Source organism: Vibrio cionasavignyae, assembly GCF_050337155.1.
GTDB classification, from domain to species: Bacteria; Pseudomonadota; Gammaproteobacteria; order Enterobacterales; family Vibrionaceae; genus Vibrio; species Vibrio nomapromontoriensis.
Genome location: NZ_JAKJSR010000033.1, coordinates 1 through 16658, shown reverse-complemented (window position 1 = coordinate 16658; position 16658 = coordinate 1). Strand labels below are relative to the sequence as shown.

The following is a 16658-nucleotide window of genomic DNA, read 5'->3' as shown; positions in this document are numbered from 1 at the left end:
AAAATTAATCTTGGTTAGCGTTCAACAAGCTAGATAATTCGATTGGCTCCTTGCGCCATCGCGAAACGTCTCACGCGAGTAAAATCTCGTGCGTTTGTTATCCCTTCTCCCGTCGGGCCAGCAATTGTGAAGGATGTTGAACCCGCACCACCATAGCCAAGACCAGCTAGGGTTGGCCCGTTTTGAGTAAACACCGTCGTGTCGATTCGTTTTGCAAAAGCAGTGACGTTGTTTACATTATTGGAATAAATGCATGCAGAGTGGCGGTTACCATGCTCTGCTTCAACCGCCCAATCCATAGCTTGCTCAAAACTCTCACAACGAACTATCGGTAATACGGGCATCATCTGCTCTAACTGGACAAATGGATTATTAAATTCAGCTTCAAAAATAAGGAGCTCTATTGGTTCTGTAACATGCACACCTATTGCAGACAGTATTTTGCTGGCATCTTGACCGACCCATTCTTTGCGAAGGTGATATTCACGCTCCATTCCATAGGAACATCGGTTTGTAGTCGTAGCATGTTCCTCCACAACCAGTACGAGCTCGGTAACTTGCGCAATCTGCTCCGTGGTAAGTAAATAAGCGCCTGATTGAGTCATGCTCTCTATCAAAGCATCAGTCTGTGACTCCACTACAAATACTTCTTTCTCGCCGATACACAACAGATTGTTGTCAAACGAGGCTCCCGCAACAATAAATGGACCCGCAATGGCAACATCTGCCGTTTCATCAACGATGACGGGGGGATTACCAGCTCCAGCACCAATCGCTTTCTTACCCGACTGCAATAAGGTTTTTACTAATCCGGGACCACCAGTCCCTACTAACATTCTTATTTCTTTAGCATTCGCTATCTGCTGTAACGTCTCTAAGGTTGGCTCTTTAATCATGGTAACCAGATCCTGAGGACCACCTACTTCCATAATGGCTCGATTGATACGGTCAACAGCGAATGCTGAAGTATTCTTTGCGGAAGGATGCACATTAAAAATGACGGCATTTCCGCCAGCGAGCATGGAGATTGCATTATTAACAATGGTTGGGATTTCATTTGTGACTGGCGTAACCGCACCAATTAAACCAACTGGGGCTCGCTCTTCTATTGTCAGACCTTCATCACTTGAAACAGCATGGGTTAATAGACATTCGGTACCCGGTGAAGCCGTCGCTGCCAATTGGTTTTTCGCTATTTTATGAGCTACCCTACCAAGCTTTGTTTCCTCGACAGCCATTTCAGCAAGCACGCTTGATAGCTCCATAACCGTGTTTCTAATAGCCGTGATAAATTTGTTCCGGTTTCCCACACCATGTGTTTTTTGATATTGCTTTTGTGCGCTACTCGCTTTAGAAACCGCCTCTTCTACAGTGTCATAGACACCAAATAATGTGGTTTGATTACTTTTGTTTTTTTCTGGAGTTATTGGATTCATTGGGTTTTCCTAATTTTTATTGTCTTGTTAATCGCACACTTCAACATGTTCGCAATAACGTTTAACGGGTTGGTTTAGTTTGCAAACTCGTAGAACGCCAGCCGCCAAAGCTTCTAGCTCCATCTCACCAGGAAATACCGCTATATCAGCGAGATAACCAACACGTGCTTTAATGCCTTCAACAACATATTGACTAAAAGCAATACCACCTGTTAGGAGGACGCCATCGATCTTACCTTTGACCACTGGTGCCATAGCGCCGATTTCCTTGGCTACCTGATAAATCAGCACATCCAAGATTTTTTGCGCTTCCTGATCACCGGCTTGTGCTGCACGCTCGACTTCAACCATGTCTGCAGTTCCGAGGTAGCTGACTATCCCTCCTTTTCCTTGCAGCTGCTTTTTCATTTCGGCATGGGTATATTTGCCCGAGTAACACAAATCAACCAGCTCACGTGAAGGGAGTTTGCCACTACGCTCTGGCGTCATTGGTCCCTCAGAAATAGCGTCAGTAGCATCAACTGCTTGCCCTTGTTCATGAACACTAACCGTAATACCTCCGCCCATATGACACACAATCACATTGATATCGGAATAACTACGCTGGTTTTCCTCTGCGAAAGTCTGCGCGACGGCTTTTGCGTTTAAGGCATGAAAACGGCCCTGTCGCTTAATGTCTCTATGTCCGCTGTATGACGCCAGATCACTCAATTCATAAGTAACAGGAGAGTCGGTAAAATAGGCTTTGATGCCCAATTCATTTGCTAAGTCAAAACCGATGAGTGATGCCAAACTAGAGGGATGCTGTATCAGGCTATTAGCCTGCTCCTGACAAACTTGTTCATCAACAAGATAAGTTCCACCAGGAATTGGCTTTAGCGCTCCTCCTCGGCAACCAATAGCATCAATATCGGTGAGTGAAATATCATTCTCGTTCAGTACATTGACAATAAGTTGCTTACGAAACTCATATTGGTCGGTTACATTTTCGAAGACTGACAGCTCTTCACTTGTATGACGAATAACATACTCTGAACATTTATTTTTATTTTCAAAGAGCCCTATTTTTGTCGAAGTCGAACCTGGGTTAATGACTAAAATATTCACAACGCCCCCTCCAATTCACTTTCTGCTTTAGTATTTTGATTCGCACTGCCAAAATCACCGGCACACGCCATTGCAATTGAAAGCAGCTTTTCTTGTTCGCTATCGGATCGTGATACAACAACAACCGGAATCTTGGCGCCTAGCACTACCCCCGCATAGGCATAACCTCCCATGTACTTGAGTGCTTTACCAAAAACATTCCCTACTTCAATCGTTGGAGCAACAAAGATGTCAACGTTGCCAGCCACAGGATCATCGCACTCTTTCATGCTTGCTGACTCACGTGAGATAGCGAGGTCTAACTGCAAAGGGCCACTTACAATGCAACCTTCAATCTCTCCTTCTGCACAGAGTTTTTTTAGCGCCTCCGCATCCAATGTCGCCGGCATTTTTTCATACACTTTTTCTTTCGCACAAAGCATTGCAACGTTAGGCTTTGGATTACCTAATGCATGCGCCATTTGCACAGAGTTCTCGATTATTTTTTTCTTTTCTAATAACGAAGGCGAGATATTCATTCCCGCATCGGTGAGCAGATAATAGTGGTCTTCATTAGGAGGCAATAAAAGTGCAGTGTGGCTCAACAAACTGCCCGTTCTTAGCCCATGCTCTTTCTTAAGTACTTGTTTCAATAGGACTGAGGTATCTATAAGCCCTTTCATTAATACATGCCCTTTCCCTTCAGAAATCAGTCTGACGGAAGACTCAGCAATTGGCAGGTCGCCGACTACCGATAAAACTTCGTAATGTTCTAAATTCACTCCAGACATTTCTGCTGCGACCAAAATTCTCTTTCTGTCGCCAACAAGAATCGCTTCAATGTTTAGCTCTTGTCGGGCTAGATCAATTGCCAAGAGTGTTGCTACGTCATGGGGCGCGGCAACAACGACGCGCTTTAATCCGATGTTGCGTTTACTGATTTGCGCTAAAAATCGTGCAATATTCGCCATACTAATGACTTCCTTTCGTGCTTACTGATTGGAGCTATGACACTCGCAACCGTGTGATTGAATAAGCCAAAGTCTATTGCATTGCATCGTACGAACTAAATTAGAGTCGAGCGGAAAAACTTATAAGCGAACGACAAAGAATAAAATTGTCGTACTAATAATGTGGATTTGAGAGGTGGGTCGACAAAGAAAATAAACAATTGAGGTCAAGCTTAGTTAAAAAAACTAATAAGAGGCTGAAGTAAACATGAAATTATTGACCTATATCTTCATATATTTGGTGGTAACGTTGATGTGTTAGCGAGCCGTCCACCATATTAGGACAAGGTTTGTACGATTTTAAAAGGAAGAAAATATAGCGATAAGAATGACCATCTCTTCATGGTCACTGCTTATCTTGCCTAGCGGTTAAAAGGGATACCCGTTACTGATAACCCAGGTTTTGGGCAGTTCATACGTTCAATAAACCAAAGTGCAGTACTATCCAATGGACGATGCTTGCGCCAAATAAGCTGTAACGGCCACCATAGAGAGCTGACACCCTTTGGCCTTAGCTGTACTAATTTTCCCGACTCAATGTATGGCCTAACCCAATGATAGGGAAGTTCAGCCCATCCAACGCCTTCGATTAATAACGATATCAACATTTCAAAGCTGTCCATCAGCCAATAGTTTTCACTGTACTTTGATACCCTATCAATCCCAAAGCCCAAATAACTTTTAGGTAGTAGGTGTAAATGGCCGACTCGGTCATCTGTACTAAATTCATTGGGATACTGAGCAAGAGGATGTTGCTTTGCAACAACAGTGACTATCTCAGTATAACCAATTATATGTTCTGTTATTCCTGAGTAGACATTGCCATGAAAAAATATCACACCAAAATCCACATCGCCATTCTCTACACCCGCTAAAATATTTTTGGTATGGAGATGCTCGACTTGAATCCCAAGATCAGGTTTAAATTTTTGTAGTTGCCATAACGTATCACTAAATGGATAAACAGGAAGTGCATCTAGCAACGCTATATTAAGCTGTGTGGGATCAGAAGCACTGTGTTCAAGTATTTTTTTATCAATACTTTCAAACTCAGACAAGACATCTTTTGCATGACGGGCAATAACCTCGCCTTCGGGCGTCAAGTTAGCACGATAACCTTCGCGATCAATTAAATTGACGCCTAAGTCCGCCTCTAAACTACTAAGCCATACACTCACTTGAGATGGACTCTTACCCAGCATTTTGGCGCCAATGCTAATCGACCCAGCCTGTTTAATCGCAAGTAGCGATTTTAGCGCATCAATCTGCATGATCGTGTCCTTTATTCTGAATCGCCAATATTTGTTTTGCCAACCAAGTCACTCCAGGCCCACTATCGATCCGGCTTGCAAGGCTGTATCTCTTGAAAATAGGCGAGACCCCTTCCATGATGATGTAATCAACTCCACAGTGGTAACCCTCTAGCAAATACTCTGAAATCCAACACCACCCCATATTATTCACGACCATTTGAATAGCGACATTCGGGCACGACGTCATCAAATGGTGGCTAGTCACGCTTTGAGGCCCCCAAGGCACCTGAATATAGCACTCATACTTATAGCCTTCCGGACCAGTGACAGGGATAAATGTGTCTTCTACAAATAACCTGAACAATTTATCGCGTTTGTCAGACTCTTCAATTAACTCATCCGCCACTAGCGCGAAATCCGAACATTTCCAGTCTTCTTGCATAACGATTTGTGTATGGGGAAACTGTTGATGGAACTCTTTTAAGGCTGCGATGGTGGACGCAGGGTTAATTTCACGGTCAATAAATATCCTGATTTCACTTTCAACTTGTTGTTGCAAAGCGTTAGCAATAGAAGATAGTCGACCAATGGCTAGCGCCCGTTGTTGGCATAATCGGTAAAGCTTTTGGCCACGAGAATTGATTTCTATTTTTTTCCCAATACGATCGAACACCTGATAACCTAGCTCAGTTTCAAGTTTAGCCACCAATAATGAGACCGCAGATTGCGTTCGCCCTATTTCGGATGCAACCTTACTAAAGGAGCCACTCTCAGCAACCTTAGAGAAGACTCTCAGCTGTTCGTCACTATACATATACGCCCATCGACATGATTTTGTAAATAACCATCACCCTACCACGCCATTTGCCACATATCACATCACACCAATCAATATGATACGAAGTATTGATAAATATCACTAAAACTCAAACCAATAGATCGATCATCAATGTCAATGGATCATCATTTCTAATAGAGAGTGACGTTGTCCTCTATGCAAAAGTCCCCGACATTCATCCAAAACAACACACATGCGAATCAATCCAATTAGAGGTATGCTTTATCTAAATATCAGGGTACAATCCCGCCACATTCAAATGTAAGAGGATATTAATCACAGTGTTAATTACGCCGCCTTAAACGCTCCATCCCCCCCTCTATAGCACTCATTGCTAACTTAAGCACTGTACTACCTTTAGTACCATGCTCACCTTTGCGCTTACTCATAATCAGCCAATTTAGGCTAATTTGTCGAGCCAAAAATTCAGATCAGCAGCACTTACCCCAGATATTATCTGGTGCGTTTTGCCGTGCAAAAATTGAGAACTCAATGTATACAAACTTCAAACTTGACTGGATGTCTAACATCCGTGGCGACCTGCTCGCAGGTATCGTCGTCGCCCTCGCTCTCATCCCTGAAGCAATCGCTTTTTCAATTATTGCGGGAGTCGACCCAAAAGTAGGGTTATATGCCTCCTTCAGTATTTCCGTCGTAATCGCGTTCACCGGTGCACGATCTGGCATGATCTCCGCCGCCACAGGAGCAATGGCACTCTTAATGGTGACCCTCGTTAAAGAGCATGGCCTAGAGTACCTACTCGCGGTGACCATTCTAACGGGCCTGCTACAAATTTTAGCTGGCTATCTAAAGCTCGGTAATCTGATGCGTTTTGTCTCTCGTTCAGTCGTTACTGGCTTTGTTAACGCGTTAGCCATTCTCATTTTTATGGCTCAACTTCCTGAACTCACTAACGTCACTTGGCATGTCTACGCTATGACTGGTGCTGGGTTAGCGATTATCTACCTCTTTCCCTACCTTCCTGTTGTCGGAAAATTGGTTCCCTCCCCTTTAGTCTGCATTGTCACCCTCACCATATTCACCATGATGTTTAATATTGATATTCGAACGGTCGGTGACATGGGCGATTTACCTGATACTTTACCCATTTTCCTTTGGCCAGATGTTCCACTCAACTTGGAGACCCTGCAGATCATCTTCCCCTACGCCGTTGGACTTGCGGTTGTAGGCCTCTTAGAGTCAATGATGACGGCCACTATTGTGGATGACTTGACCGATACCAACAGTGACAAAAACCAAGAATGCAAAGGCCAAGGAATCGCCAATGTTTTTACCGGATTCTTAGGAGGAATGGCGGGATGCGCCATGATTGGTCAATCGATGATCAATATAAAATCGGGCGGACGAGGACGTCTATCCACCCTATCATCCGGAGTATTCCTACTTATCATGGTGGTCTTTCTTGGGCCTTGGCTAAAACAAATACCCATGGCGGCGTTGGTCGCAGTCATGATCATGGTATCAATCGGCACCTTCTCTTGGCGCTCGATTGCCGACCTTAAAAAACACCCTATTTCCACTAATATCGTTATGCTTGCGACCGTCAGCATTGTCGTCGTTACCCATAACTTAGCCATTGGTGTATTGGTTGGTGTCTTGCTCGCATCCTTGTTCTTTGCTAGTAAGATTAGTCGCATGATGATCATAAAAAATCAGTCGGCAGAGGATCATGTTCGCAAATATACGGTGGTAGGACAGATATTCTTTGCATCTTCAGATAAATTCATTGAATCGTTTGATTTTAAAGAAGTCATTGAGACCGTCAGTATAGATTTATCCTCAGCGCACTTTTGGGATGTCACGTCCGTCTCTGCGTTAGATAAAGTCGTCGTCAAGTTTCGCCGCGAAGGCACCCAAGTCAACTTAATCGGCATGAACCAAGCAACACGTACCATCGTGGACAAATTTGGCGTACATGATAAGCCAGAAGAAGTGGAAAAATTATTGGCCGGACATTAAGGAAGAAAAAATGAAAAACATAATTGCTTGTATCGATGGTTCTCAGTCCACTATTTCAACTTGTGAAGGCAGTGCTTGGGTCGCAAAAAAACTCGCTGCCCCACTCATTCTTTTCCATGCATTGGATAAAACAACGCGTCCTGTTGCTAGTGAGTTTTCTGGTCAAATTGGGCTTGGAAGCCAAGAGGAGTTACTAGAAGAATTGGCGGAGCTTGACGAAACACGAAGCAAAATAATGCTTAAACACAGTCATAAAATGCTCGAGTCCGCCTATGAATGGGCATGTCGAGACGGGGTCAATGACGTCAGTAAATTGCAACGGCATGGCAGCCTAATCGAAAGCCTGTCCGATCTCACCAGCGAATTACGAGTGTTAATCATTGGCAAGTCGGGAGAACATCACAACACTGAGAATACCATCGGGTCCCAACTAGAGAGCGTGATTCGAGCGGTCCACGAGCACATTTTCGTGGTCACTGACCACTTCACCGCCCCTACCTCTTATATGATTGCTTTTGACGGTAGCCCAATTAGCCAGAAGCTAATTGAAAAAGCCTCCCAAACAGCTTTGCTTAAAGATTTGCCCTGCCATCTCACCACCATTGATGAGTCAGGAAACAAAAGTGTCGCGTTTGAGCAAGCGAAACAACAACTGCAAAACGCAGGCGTGGAGGTTACAGCAGCAAAACTTAACGGCCCCGTTGATGAGGCATTACTTCACTATCAACAACAACATCAGATCGGATTGATCGTCATGGGAGCCTACGGCCACTCAAAATTAAGGCAATATTTTGTTGGTAGTAATACAACGCAAGTGTTAGCCAATAGCACGGTTCCCTTATTACTCATTCGCTAATCAGTACTGACGCTGCAGCGTTTTGTAGAATGATCAAAACTAGTATCATAAGCTACTGATCATTCTACAATTTTCATTTAGTGCAAAGCGAATGGCAATACTTAATCATAATGCTTTGTTCAACGCATAATTAGTCTATCAAAATGGCTTCTCTAATATAAATCCTGTAATAGCCAATAACACTACTAACAACAAATAAAATGTCGATTAGAACTGCAACAGGTGAACCAACAATAACATCGTGTATCCCCCAAACTATCGTTCCTATTACCATGAGAATGCGCATTAACTTATCGTTACGGCTAAACGATGCTTTGGTATGAAGCAGCGAAGCAAGGCAACTTAACGAACTCGTTAGCCCACTGAACGTATAAATAGTCCCCAATACGGTTACAAAATAAAATAACCATTTCATTCTAGGATCAGAGATAAAAATGCCAGTAAAATAACGACAAGCGCCAATCACAAGCAAACAAGCCGCAGTCCACTCTTGCAACAAAGCAAAATGCGAAGCAATCAATAGCGCTGAAATACTTAAGGACGACAACAAAAACGTACGATTTTTAAACTGAAATGACGCGATATCGAATAAAGCCGCCAAACCAACCAATATTTGGGACGCAAAAAAAGGGGACATGAACCCTCCACTTACCAGTCAAAAAGAACACAAAATTAAAGAAGTTTGCATCATTTGCTCAAACTGCATAAAAATTACTGTCCATAAAGGCTAATCGCGTTCAGCCTCTCGACTCATAATTCTCTTATGCTTTGAGCGAGCGAAATATTAGTGGCAGGGGAGGTAAATGGCGACAGCATCGCATTGGGAAAGGAGATTCGAGGATGGAAAGTTCGCTAATATGGTCACTCTTCAACTCCTCTTACTTGGTTAATCTTACTTGGCTAATATTGATGCTTTAGACGATTCTACCTTATCTACACAGATAGAAAAAACAAAGCAATGTTACGTGTGATTGCAATTTAGTTATCAAGAGATCAGAGAGAGCAATCAAATACTCTCTCCTAATCTTAAAGCTCTGCAATTAACTATTTGAGCCCATCACACATGCATAAGCCACAAGGAAGGCTTGCTCTTGATATTGCTTAAGGCCAATTTCTTTAAACGGAACCGCAAGTGGGTTTCGTTTCAAGTGCTCTTTGATTTCTGTTGCAGGTACAACATCAACGGAAATCCCTTCAATAAGTTGAATCGCCGCTTCCAGTTTAAAGCCAACAGCACCACCAGCAAACTTGCCTTTAGTCTGACGTTGGCGAATGACCACCTTTTCAATCTGATAGTCTTGCATTAATTTAGCGAACGAAAACTGAAAATCTTTCATTTTTTGAGTGTCGTTTGCATCGCCTATCGATACTTTTGCCACTCGGCAATCAAGAATGGTAAACACCCCATCAGAAAGTGACAACAGACTTACAATCGCGTCATTACCACTAATTTCAACACCACAAATTTTCATTTCATTACCTTGTTTTTGATGAACCTGCGATTATACGGTGGGTTGCCGTTCTGTACCAGCACGAGATTTGACTATGGCTATTTGGAGATTAAGCCTACCAATCCCGACAAGGATCACTCAGTTGTCATTTCCCTCCCCACTCTGTTGATCGTGAATTCGTTCTAATGCTTCAATTCGACGCAATTGATTACTATCAAATAGAGGCTTTCTCAATGCTTGAATTTCTAATTGTCGCTCGTTTTCATCAAACAATTCATTGTTCAATATATCCGCTCGGGTAACCAAATAAGATTGAACCTGTCGATCAAATGCCGCCCGCTTTTCATCAAGTATCACTAATCTCTGTGTCGCCTCGCCGCCGACAAGCGCCTCTCTAGCGATAAATTGGCTTTGTTCTTCCATCGAGTTGGTATCATTTAACGCTGTCAGCACGCTCGCATTGTAAAAGCTCTTTTGCAGTTCTGGAGATAACTGATCAAGTTCACTTTGCCACCGCAGTTGAAACTCCTCAGCACTTTGCGCCGACGCTTGTATTACTTTTTTGGTCAGCGCAAGTTGCCGCAGTAAGTTTTCTTCGCCAAACAAACGCTCTTGCTCTGTATCCGTAAAGAACTGCGTCTGAATCAATAGCATCTGCTCATGCAACGCGTGTAAGTCCGTGGTCGATTCCCCAAATCGTTCAAGATTGGCCAATGCAGATTTGTAGCGCATATATTTTTCAAACAACTCAAACTCTAACTGCTCCGAATTTGGCAACTGCTGGTTATAGCGTTCAAACCTTTGCGTAATGATCGTCTTATTTTCTTGATCTAACGCTGAAATAAAATACTCAAACGTATCTCGTTCTGATGCTTGGTCAATAACGGTACCACGCTGTGATGGTGCCTGTAGTATACTTGCTGGCACATCCGTCAACGTAGACCATGCTGCTATAGCCATGGTCACAACGCTTATAACGGCAATCAACACCTTAACTTTTAACAGCCGTCTCATCACTTACAATCCTTGTCTCTGGAGGCGATTGGCATGTTGTCGATAAACGGTTTTTGGATCAGTTTCAAACAGGTGATGGATACCAAGCAACCCGTTGATTTCATCTAAATGATTCATCTTATAGTCATCACGAATGACTCGACCTAAATGACTACTGCACTGTCCAACCAATCCGTCATTTGGCTCATCAAAGGTTAAACCCAGAATCAACAGCGCAGGATCGATGGGATCAAGAAGATTGGTATAAGTTGAGATACCCGTCCACGAATAATAAAATACGCCATTATCCGCCTGCCATTCACCATCTCCACATGTAGAAGTGGGCACCCCCTCTGGATAATGCGCATTAAATGCCAACGAACCTTCCGTCGTTAACGCTTGCAATGAACTTAGCCCATCCTGTGGCAAATCGCTTCCTCCTGACAACAGACCGATTAACGTTGTTAATGCATTAGCCAGTTGCACTGCTACTGCTTCGGGGGTTGACCCTTCCGGTATCGTTTTACGAACAAGATCCGCCACCTGAGATCCTTTATTTACCCCACCAACACTGGTCACTGACGCCACCATTTCTGGTGCAACCGCCGCCACATATCGCGCAGTTGGGGCACCATGGCTATGCCCGATGAGGTTCACTTTTTTTGCACCGGTCAGTGCCAGCACGTTCTCGACTTGTGCCAGTAATTGTTCACCTCTTACTTCTGAGCTATTCGTCGCCGATATTTGTGCAACGTAAACGTCGGCACCACTTTTCCCTAGCGATTGCGGAATGCCATAAAAATAATCAAAACCGGCCAATGTATCAAAACCAAATAAACCGTGAACAAGCACAATAGGGTACTTCGTTTCCGTGTAACCTTTGCTCGCCCCAAAACTGATGGCTTGAACATTAAATGCCACCACACTGCATAAAATAAGTGAATATAACGCTTTCATTTAACACCTCCTTGTCAGACCTCTGATGAGTAAGTGAGCGTAGTTTGCTCGCTTTTCAATCGCCAAAGAATGTTAAATAAATGTGATATTGAGCCAGAATATCGTCTTCCCAATACCTCCCATACATAGTGGTGGGTCGCAGAACGAGCCCTCACACTCGGTTTTGTGGCTTATTTAATTATTAGATACATCAATACCAATGAATAATTTGAACTCAGATCACATCTATTCAACAAAATTCACTATTTAAGTTTGCGTAATTAAAACTTAACGCTTGAGTAACATTTGTAAATCAGACTTATTGCTCTAATACTAACTATGGATAACAAGATGAAATTTTCGCAGTGGTGTCTTTTATTAAGTGGTTTCGTTGCCTTGCCAACTTTGGCAGACACCGATGTTTACCTAACGAACAATTCAGACCAGCCTTTAACAATACAAGTCACACATGAAGGCAGTGACTTACTTCAGTACGGTGATGAGTGGCAACAGCATGTGCAAGAGCTTGGGCCTTGGCAAACCAAATCAGTACTGAGTTTTAATCGCTGGGAAGGCGTGAAATCCAATCAAACGTACCGATTTGAAACCGTCGTTTCCAACCCTCAAGGAGAGAGCGTTTCGTTAAATCAACTGATGGAGGGCCACTGGTACAACTCAACCATTGAGTACGGTATGTCAGCCGTCGATGTTGCCTTAGATTTAAAAGATGACCGAAATATTCACCGTGCTAGTACCAACTCATTTGGCTCGCGAAGCGCAGAGTTGGCGTTTAAATCTACGAGCACAGCACGCTACGACGATCTACATTACACCATCACACCAACGAAAATCATTGAAAAGGTCGAAGACAACGAACAAAATCTTAAGTTGATGACCTACAATATCTGGGCACTGCCAGCCATTGCCTCGCATATTGGCGATCGTTACCAACTGATTCCGGAATACGTCAAAGGTTATGACGTATTAGCACTGCAAGAAGTGTTTGCAAGCGGCCGTGAAGCGTTTTTGCGAGAACTGGCTAAGGAGTATCCATACCAAACAAAAATGCTCGATAAAGACGGCTTCAATATCTATGACGGAGGCGTGGTCATCGTCAGTCGCTACCCTATCGTAAACGAAGCACAATACGTCTTCCCAGACTGCACAGGCACCGACTGTTTCGCAGACAAAGGCGTGAATTACGCTGAAGTAATCAAAGGAGGTCAGGCTTACCATGTGTTTGCAACTCACACTGCATCCTTCGATACTGACACGGCGCGTGAGTACCGTCAGCGCCAGTTCCAGCAAATAAGAGCACTGGCAACATCACTCAAGATTCCAACCAATGAAGCCGTTATCTACAGTGGTGATTTTAACGTCAATAAACTCAAATTCCCCGCTGATTACCAACAGATGATCGCGAATCTGAGCGCCGTAGAACCTAGCTATTCCGGTTACACCGCTTCCACCTTCGACCCACGTATTAATAACTTTGCTGGTGAAGCCTTATCCGGAGGTGAGAACGTCGAATACTTGGATTACGTCATGGTCAGCAACGAATATGGTAAAAAGTCGTTTAATGATAATCGCGTTGATGTACCGCGTTCTACCGCTGATAGTTTGTGGACACACTACAACCTATCCGATCACTTCCCTGTCACTGCCTTGATTAAACCATGAAACGATTTTCTCTAATCATTGTGTCCGTCGTATTGGCGGGCACAGCTTTGCTGTCGATTAATTTGTTCTCGATTAAAAAACAACAAAGTGAAAACCAAGTCGTCGCTCCCATCATAGAGGATGACCCGCCCCGTCCAGACTATGACTCCCCGGCTTTTTCTACGATAGGGGGAACGAAGGGGATGAAACTGCCAGTGCACAAGACATCGGCTACGATGCCAACCCTCGCTGAGCAATTGAATACGCTCAAAGGACGAGCATTAGTCAAAGAAATCGACGGTTTTTGGCGTACCTGCATGTCTGAGCAAAACTGCGACAACCTGTTATCCGAATTGGAAACATATTTGTCCCACGATCGCTATGAACTGGTTAAGAACTTCCAGCAATTAAACAACCAATGGCAACAGAGCATTGGTAACCTCTTGTTCGATAAACAGCAGACTTTAGCGTCTAGAATTGCACAATTGAAGGCCGACGCTCACAGGATTTGGGGTCCATTGGCCAACGTGATTTTAGAAGATGAATTTGCACTCTATGATTTTAGTTTACAAGCCGAACAGCTTAACAATGAACCTATCCAAAATTACCTAGCATCATTTGAAGAACTATTGCAAACATGGCAGGGTAAAGAAGAGACGCTTGGACTAGACAGCAATCAAGCTAAGTTTGAGCGTGCTGTTGCTTTGATTCCAGGCGCCATAGACGAAGCAGAACGACAAGCAATAATAAACGAGCTCAAGCAGACTTATCTAACCCCAGCTGAAAGTGATGCTATCGACACTCGGCAACAGCAAGTCAAACAACAAAAGTCGCTTGTTCGAGATTATCAGAGCGAATTACAGCAACTCGAATCAGAATTATCGCAACAACGAGCGACTATCTACGCGAATTTGTCGGCATTGCAATGGCAGCACCACCAACAACAGCAGATAGCCAATTTTCGACGAGAGTTCTTTACCAACTAACTAAACACAATAAAGCGCTGCCCGACGATGCGGACAGCGCTTGGTTTACCAATGATTAGAGTTACGCGATTTCAGCTTGCTTCACTGGTGCAGGGTTACGAATCAAGAAATCAAACGCCCCTAAACTTGCTTTCGCACCCTCGCCCATCGCAATAATAATTTGTTTGTATGGCACTGTGGTCACATCACCCGCCGCAAACACACCTTTCATACTCGTCGCGCCATGCGCATCAATTTCGATTTCGCCACGCGGCGACAATGCAACGTTAGTACCTTTCAGCCATTCACTGTTTGGTACTAGACCAATTTGAACGAAGATACCTGACAGCTCAACACGCTTAATTTCATCCGTATTACGGTCTTTATATTCAAGACCAGTAACTCGCGTGCCATCACCCAGTACTTCCGTGGTTTGAGCCATCGTAATGATCTCAATGTTAGCTGTGCTGTTTGCTTTGTCGATCAATACTTGGTCAGCGCGAAGCGTGTCGGCGAATTCAAGCACGGTAACATGCTCAACGATGCCAGCTAGGTCAATAGCGGCTTCAATACCTGAGTTACCACCACCGATAACCGCAGTACGCTTGCCTTTGAATAACGGGCCATCACAGTGAGGACAGTAAGCCACACCTTTATTACGATACTCTTGCTCACCCGGAACGTTCATTTCACGCCAGCGTGCACCAGTACTGGTAATAACAGATCGAGCTTTGAGTACTGCGCCACTTTCCAATACCACATGCGTGTAGCCGTCTTCGGTATCTTCTGCGTCAATGATGGTTGCCGCACGTTGCTCTGTAATCACTTCAACCCCGTACTCTTTGACATGCTCTTCTAAGCTCGCTACTAAGCTCGGGCCGGTAGTGGATTTCATTGAGATAAAGTTTTCAATTGCCATGGTATCCATGACTTGACCACCAAAGCGATCGGCAACCACACCGGTGCGAATGCCTTTACGCGCCGCATAGATAGCTGCAGATGAACCCGCAGGACCACCACCAACAACCAGAACATCAAAAGGCGCAGTTTCGTTAAGTTGGTTCGCTTTCTTTTCAGCGGCACCAGTATCCACTTTATTCAAGATTTCGTTTAGCGACATGCGGCCCTGACCGAATAACTCACCATTAATGAATACACTTGGCACCGCCATAATATCGCGCTGCTTCACTTCACCTTGGAATGCTGCACCGTCAATCATAGTGACATTAATCAGTGGGTTAATGGCTGCCATCATATTGAAAGATTGCACCACTTCTGGACAATTTTGGCATGATAGCGAGATAAAAATCTCAACATCAAGTGGCGAGTTGAGCTGCGCTATTTGCTCAATTGTTTCTGCTTCTAGTTTGATTGGGTGACCACCTGTATGCAGCAGCGCGAGCACAAGTGAGGTAAATTCATGACCCATTGGCAGGCCAGCAAAGCCAATTGCCGTGCCTTTTTCTGGGTTAACAACGCGCATCACAGGCTGTCGCGGACTTGCAGCGTCGTCACGAACGACGTCAATTTTGCTGCTTAGTGATGCGATGTCATCGGCAAGAGACTGGATCTTGCTTGCTGTATCACTGTCATCAAGGCTGAGAACCAATTGAACTTGGGTTTTTACGTTTTCTAAATACGCTTTTAGCTGCTGCTTCATTGCTTGATCTAACATAACGATACCTACTCTATAAGACTGCTTAACATCAGAAGGAATTAAAAAAGGGATGAATAAAAAAGGAACCCTTTTGATGTTTGGTTAATAACTATATTTACTGTTTAAGGGCTGCACGCCCCCACTTTTATGTGCCAATGGTAGAGACAATAAAAGCGACAGCGGGGCGTGCAACACGGACTCGAATTTCTGCTAACGCTCATTGTGGTTAGCGAGTTCTTGGTGGGCTTAAGACGCCTGCTTAGATTTTGCCAACTAGGTCTAAAGACGGAGCAAGTGTCGCTTCACCTTCTTTCCATTTTGCTGGGCAAACTTCACCTGGGTTAGCCGCTACGTATTGCGCTGCTTTGACTTTACGCATTAGGTCTTCTGCATCACGGCCAATACCTTCTGCTGTGATTTCCATTGCTTGAATCACGCCTTCTGGGTCAACTAGGAACGTTGCGCGGTCTGCAAGGCCTTGGCCTTCACGCATAACACCGAAGTTATTCGTGATGTTGCCCGTTTGGTCGCCAACCAT

15 protein-coding genes are annotated in these 16658 nt (G+C 44.1%); 4 read left to right on the top strand and 11 right to left on the bottom strand.

Annotation, left to right across the window (positions count from 1 at the left end; translation table 11 throughout):
* Positions 1-29 precede the first annotated feature (29 nt).
* From L4D74_RS22755 to L4D74_RS22735, 5 genes are all read right to left on the bottom strand, one after another.
* A complete protein-coding gene (locus L4D74_RS22755) occupies positions 30-1436 on the bottom strand; it encodes an aldehyde dehydrogenase family protein (protein ID WP_428754735.1) in 1407 nt (468 codons plus the stop codon).
* Between the two features lie 27 nt (positions 1437-1463).
* A complete protein-coding gene (gene buk, locus L4D74_RS22750) occupies positions 1464-2543 on the bottom strand; it encodes a butyrate kinase (protein ID WP_428754734.1) in 1080 nt (359 codons plus the stop codon).
* The gene (locus tag L4D74_RS22745) at positions 2540-3493 is read right to left on the bottom strand and encodes a phosphate acyltransferase (protein WP_428754733.1); all 954 of its coding nucleotides are present in this window, start codon (positions 3491-3493) and stop codon (positions 2540-2542) included. Before L4D74_RS22745 ends, buk begins: the two co-directional genes overlap by 4 nt.
* Positions 3494-3894: 401 nt before the next feature.
* Positions 3895-4803 carry a LysR family transcriptional regulator gene (locus L4D74_RS22740; protein ID WP_428754732.1) on the bottom strand — a complete coding sequence of 303 codons (909 nt, stop codon included), beginning with the start codon at positions 4801-4803 and terminating at the stop codon, positions 3895-3897.
* Positions 4793-5599, bottom strand: coding sequence for a LysR family transcriptional regulator (locus L4D74_RS22735; protein ID WP_428754731.1), 807 nt, complete (start codon positions 5597-5599; stop codon positions 4793-4795). Before L4D74_RS22735 ends, L4D74_RS22740 begins: the two co-directional genes overlap by 11 nt.
* Positions 5600-6115: 516 nt before the next feature.
* On the opposite strand from L4D74_RS22735, the gene L4D74_RS22730 reads away from it, so the two are divergent.
* Complete coding sequence (locus tag L4D74_RS22730; RefSeq protein WP_428754730.1) at positions 6116-7603, top strand: SulP family inorganic anion transporter; 1488 nt, start codon at positions 6116-6118, stop codon at positions 7601-7603.
* Positions 7604-7613: 10 nt separating this feature from the next.
* On the top strand, positions 7614-8459 hold the full coding sequence (locus tag L4D74_RS22725) for a universal stress protein (RefSeq protein WP_428754729.1): 846 nt from the start codon (positions 7614-7616) through the stop codon (positions 8457-8459).
* A gap of 130 nt (positions 8460-8589) precedes the next feature.
* On the opposite strand, the gene L4D74_RS22720 is transcribed toward L4D74_RS22725, so the two are convergent.
* From L4D74_RS22720 to L4D74_RS22705, 4 genes are all read right to left on the bottom strand, one after another.
* On the bottom strand, positions 8590-9096 hold the full coding sequence (locus tag L4D74_RS22720; protein ID WP_428754728.1) for a YgjV family protein: 507 nt from the start codon (positions 9094-9096) through the stop codon (positions 8590-8592).
* 403 nt (positions 9097-9499) lie between these two features.
* Entirely contained in the window at positions 9500-9931 is a 432-nt protein-coding gene (locus tag L4D74_RS22715; RefSeq protein ID WP_428754727.1) for a DUF3010 family protein, read from the bottom strand.
* Between the two features lie 117 nt (positions 9932-10048).
* Entirely contained in the window at positions 10049-10924 is an 876-nt protein-coding gene (locus L4D74_RS22710; protein ID WP_428754726.1) for a lipase secretion chaperone, read from the bottom strand.
* A 3-nt stretch (positions 10925-10927) separates the two neighbouring features.
* A complete protein-coding gene (locus L4D74_RS22705) occupies positions 10928-11860 on the bottom strand; it encodes a lipase family alpha/beta hydrolase (RefSeq protein ID WP_428754725.1) in 933 nt (310 codons plus the stop codon).
* Positions 11861-12190: 330 nt separating this feature from the next.
* Between L4D74_RS22705 and L4D74_RS22700 the strand changes: the two genes are divergently transcribed.
* Together L4D74_RS22700 and L4D74_RS22695 are read left to right on the top strand one after the other, a co-directional pair.
* Positions 12191-13519 carry a sphingomyelin phosphodiesterase gene (locus tag L4D74_RS22700; protein ID WP_428754724.1) on the top strand — a complete coding sequence of 443 codons (1329 nt, stop codon included), beginning with the start codon at positions 12191-12193 and terminating at the stop codon, positions 13517-13519.
* Positions 13516-14484 carry a chromosome partitioning protein ParA gene (locus tag L4D74_RS22695; protein ID WP_428754723.1) on the top strand — a complete coding sequence of 323 codons (969 nt, stop codon included), beginning with the start codon at positions 13516-13518 and terminating at the stop codon, positions 14482-14484. Before L4D74_RS22700 ends, L4D74_RS22695 begins: the two co-directional genes overlap by 4 nt.
* Positions 14485-14545: 61 nt before the next feature.
* Here L4D74_RS22695 and ahpF read toward each other — a convergent pair whose 3' ends face one another.
* Both ahpF and L4D74_RS22685 read right to left on the bottom strand, forming a co-directional pair.
* Positions 14546-16138 (bottom strand): alkyl hydroperoxide reductase subunit F, encoded by a 1593-nt coding sequence (ahpF, locus tag L4D74_RS22690; protein ID WP_428754722.1) that lies wholly within the window; start codon positions 16136-16138, stop codon positions 14546-14548.
* 241 nt (positions 16139-16379) lie between these two features.
* Positions 16380-16658, bottom strand: a 279-nt coding sequence (locus L4D74_RS22685; RefSeq protein WP_428754721.1) for a redoxin domain-containing protein, incomplete at its 5' end; no start/stop codon positions are given.

Bases quoted from the DNA above. Each gene is read 5' to 3' on its own strand.
- ahpF (WP_428754722.1), bottom strand. From the start codon at position 16,138: ATGTTAGATCAAGCAATGAAGCAGCAGCTAAAAGCGTATTTAGAAAAC.
- L4D74_RS22730 (WP_428754730.1), top strand. From the start codon at position 6,116: ATGTATACAAACTTCAAACTTGACTGGATGTCTAACATCCGTGGCGAC.
- L4D74_RS22740 (WP_428754732.1), bottom strand. From the start codon at position 4,803: ATGCAGATTGATGCGCTAAAATCGCTACTTGCGATTAAACAGGCTGGG.
- L4D74_RS22735 (WP_428754731.1), bottom strand. From the start codon at position 5,599: ATGTATAGTGACGAACAGCTGAGAGTCTTCTCTAAGGTTGCTGAGAGT.
- L4D74_RS22700 (WP_428754724.1), top strand. From the start codon at position 12,191: ATGAAATTTTCGCAGTGGTGTCTTTTATTAAGTGGTTTCGTTGCCTTG.
- L4D74_RS22705 (WP_428754725.1), bottom strand. From the start codon at position 11,860: ATGAAAGCGTTATATTCACTTATTTTATGCAGTGTGGTGGCATTTAAT.
- L4D74_RS22715 (WP_428754727.1), bottom strand. From the start codon at position 9,931: ATGAAAATTTGTGGTGTTGAAATTAGTGGTAATGACGCGATTGTAAGT.
- L4D74_RS22710 (WP_428754726.1), bottom strand. From the start codon at position 10,924: ATGAGACGGCTGTTAAAAGTTAAGGTGTTGATTGCCGTTATAAGCGTT.
- L4D74_RS22720 (WP_428754728.1), bottom strand. From the start codon at position 9,096: ATGTCCCCTTTTTTTGCGTCCCAAATATTGGTTGGTTTGGCGGCTTTA.
- L4D74_RS22725 (WP_428754729.1), top strand. From the start codon at position 7,614: ATGAAAAACATAATTGCTTGTATCGATGGTTCTCAGTCCACTATTTCA.
- L4D74_RS22745 (WP_428754733.1), bottom strand. From the start codon at position 3,493: ATGGCGAATATTGCACGATTTTTAGCGCAAATCAGTAAACGCAACATC.
- L4D74_RS22695 (WP_428754723.1), top strand. From the start codon at position 13,516: ATGAAACGATTTTCTCTAATCATTGTGTCCGTCGTATTGGCGGGCACA.
- L4D74_RS22755 (WP_428754735.1), bottom strand. From the start codon at position 1,436: ATGAATCCAATAACTCCAGAAAAAAACAAAAGTAATCAAACCACATTA.